Source organism: Bacteroides sp. HMSC067B03 (genome assembly GCF_001811315.1).
GTDB lineage: Bacteria > Bacteroidota > Bacteroidia > Bacteroidales > Bacteroidaceae > Bacteroides > Bacteroides faecis.
The window spans coordinates 1-3,145 of the sequence record NZ_KV804389.1 but is presented as its reverse complement, the minus strand read 5'-3'; the positions used below and the strand labels follow the sequence as shown (position 1 = coordinate 3,145).

Below are 3,145 nucleotides of genomic sequence, written 5' to 3'. Positions count from 1 at the left end.
CAAAGTGTTTAGCTTTCATAAGATAGTCATAAGTACCTACGATATGCATTACAAAATTGATGATTTCCCCTGTTTCCAGATTCTTGATGATCACCATTCGGGATATGTTTCGTATCTTTCCGCGCTCTGTGTCCTTACATTTCTCCATGGTTTCACTATCCATCAAGACTGCGCCTCCTCTTGTCAGTAGAGGAACTTCCACTACTTCAAACTTTCCTTTTCGATTTTCGTAGCCCTTCTTCCAATGCAGCTTAGTCATTAACTCGAAATGAGTAGCAACAGAGCGGGTAGTAACTACAGGTGTCTGATGAGCTTCGTACCAACTCCGTGCTACATCTATACTCAGCTCACGGTTTTTACCTTTAATAATTTTTCCTGTCGTTTCCCGTGAGTCCAGATCTGTTTCGTCCTGTAAGCAGGAATACAGCATCAGACCAAAGACAAGAAGTCCGACAAGGTAACAAACAGGTCGTTTGATTCTTTTTGTTTTCATCTTTTTTATTGTTAAATAGAAATAGCTTATTATAAAAGCGGCTCTCAAAATTACTATTGAGACTACAGATTACTTAGGTTCTATTGGCCACCATTGGTATACATAGTTCAATGTTTTAGCCAAGGGGGTTAATGTATACTTTAGACCAATCAATTTGGTCTCTATTTCACGATAAACTGATACGGGTACTGTAGCATAAGGAGTAAAATTGGGAAAATCAAAGATAACTTCACTAATTCTTCCTGTTTCAGAGTCAGTACAAGTAATAATGATCAGTTCGAATCCTTTCATCTTTCCTTTATAATTAGCAAAAGCATTATTAACAATTACTTTGAAAATGGAATCATTATAAGCCTTACTCTTGTCATTAACATATAACGGGCTGAAGTTTTCTGGTGTTACATAAAATGGAGTATTAGAACCTTTTTTCATTTGGTCTACGTATGTCCATTTATTGTTCTTATTATATAATGTAACGCCTCTTCCTTTAACTACGTCACATTGATAAGTATATCCCTGTTCGTTAAAAGTTTTAGTTGTTGTATAATAATTTGTTTGAGCAATAGCCAATGAAACATTATACAATAGGCTGATTAATATAAATATATTTTTCATATCTTTTTTACTTTGTATTATATAGCATAACTACATTGGTCGATGTTAATTAATAGCCTACCCCTTATGTGTATGATATAGCAGGATATTTTCTTGGGAAAATAAATGCTTTCCCAAGAAAATATTTTTAGGTTATGTTTTTTGAACTTTAGTTATACTTTGAATCCTTTGCATTAATCTAGATTTAATAGATCGTATGGTACATAGCGTTCGAAAAATAATATGTCTTTAATGTCAGACGTGTTACGATTAAAAGTTGCTTTATCTTCTGTTCTCATTATCTTCTCAAATTTTTCAATTGCTTTTATCGGTATCGTAATTGATGAATTATGAAAGACTGTTATCCACTTAATTTTTCCAGAGGTCAATTCATAAAAGTATGAGATAGCTAAGAAAGAGTTTTCAGAAGTTATATTTTCTTTAATTTCTGATTTGAGATATTTCTTCACATACTCTTTGTCATTGAGTATTGTTTTTATAGGCCATACCTTATATTCTTTTACTGCTACATCAGGAGATGCTACTTTTTCAAAAGATATTTCTGCTCTATATATAAACTTACTTTTGTCTCCTTTCCTTATTTCATAAGTTTCTGTTTCTCCTTTTTCTTGATAGACGACTTTTTCTGTTATCTGGCCTATGACATTTAAAGTGAATGTCATGAGGGTAAAAATGAGACTAACTGTTTTCATGTTTTTTGTTGTTAAATAGGAATAGATAATCTTAAACAAGAGGTTATTCTATTTCGGAATAGCCTCTCGTTATTTGCCTATGGCTATTCGGGAGAAACATCAATCCAATAAAGAATATAATTTAGTTTTTTACCTTCTGTTGTGGGCTTAAAACTCAACTTCTGTTTGATACCCAATTCTATATTACGATACACAGAAATAGGAATGGTGGCATAAGAACCTATACTAAAAAATTCAAAAGCTACTTCATCTATTTTTCCGGTATCTGGATTAATATACATAGATAATACAAATTTAGATCCTTTAACCCGTTGTTTCTCTGTACTGGAAAAGGCTTTATTAATAATAGATTTACAAGTGTAGATAAAGTCGTTATTAACGGTTTCTATGATATCAGGTGTATCATCATACATTATAAAATGTTCTCCTGTACTGCGAATTATTTGGGGAGTATATATCCATTTATCGCCTTTTTTATAAAGAGTTACCATGCCTGATTCTCTCACATCACATTGATAAATGTAATCATTTTCTGTAAATGTTTTAGTTTGGGTGTAGTAACTTGGCTGTGCAAAAAGATATAAGGTGCAGGATATCAAATAAATAAATGTAATAAATGTTTTCATATTCAACAGTTTCTAGTTAATTCTCGTATATTTTCAAAATTTACTATTCCAACTCTGCCTAAATCCAGAGTGTATTTACTTTCTGGATATCCATTTGATTGCAAGGCAGGAATCACTACGTTCAGAAGTTCTAATTCCAAATTATATAGCTTTGTGTTTGGTTGCAGATTTCCCTTTCTATCAATCAGGTTATTCAGATTCGCTATTGCCTTCCAGCGCAGATGTTGCATATCTCGCTTTTTCCAATAGCTGTCACTGGTATATTCTGGTAAGCTACTCTGGTAAAGATACTGTGCATAATGCGTTTCTATTTCCATATTTAATTTAGCACTGCTCATACTATCATAAGTTTCTCTGTATGATTGATATGCATGAAGCATTTCATGGAAGAAATCACCACTTGTGGAAGCTGTGGTTAATCTTATTCCGCTTCCGTTTAAATCGAAACTAGAGTTTTTATCTTTGGTAAATTGAATCGCTAAAGTTTTTCCTTTTAGTGATTCTTTTAATCCATTGTATAGGGCTTTTCCCATACAGCTTTTTGTAATCTTTTCCAGCTTTTCTTCGATCACTTTCCAGTTTTCTTTTGTCATACTTGAATTGCGGAATATCTCTTTGGCTTTAGGAGCTATTGGTTGTGGTTGATAACCTCCTCCACCACCTCCACTCGTATTTTCATTAGGATCCCATTGCCCGCCAATATTACTATCTTCTTCATA

General features: G+C 33.0%; 3 protein-coding genes and 2 pseudogenes. All 5 read right to left on the bottom strand.

Annotation, left to right across the window (positions count from 1 at the left end; all coding sequences use genetic code 11):
* A pseudogene (locus HMPREF2794_RS16250) lies at positions 1–493 on the bottom strand (hypothetical protein); the annotation flags it as partial.
* 69 nt (positions 494–562) lie between these two features.
* On the bottom strand, positions 563–1,108 hold the full coding sequence (locus tag HMPREF2794_RS16245) for a DUF5043 domain-containing protein (protein ID WP_022301807.1): 546 nt from the start codon (positions 1,106–1,108) through the stop codon (positions 563–565).
* Positions 1,109–1,281: 173 nt separating this feature from the next.
* Positions 1,282–1,800: a hypothetical protein gene (locus HMPREF2794_RS16240; RefSeq protein ID WP_010535656.1), complete on the bottom strand. Its 519-nt coding sequence runs from the start codon at positions 1,798–1,800 to the stop codon at positions 1,282–1,284.
* A gap of 83 nt (positions 1,801–1,883) precedes the next feature.
* Complete coding sequence (locus tag HMPREF2794_RS16235; RefSeq protein WP_010535655.1) at positions 1,884–2,426, bottom strand: DUF5043 domain-containing protein; 543 nt, start codon at positions 2,424–2,426, stop codon at positions 1,884–1,886.
* Positions 2,427–2,428: 2 nt separating this feature from the next.
* Positions 2,429–3,145 (bottom strand): annotated as a pseudogene (locus HMPREF2794_RS16230) (hypothetical protein); the annotation flags it as partial.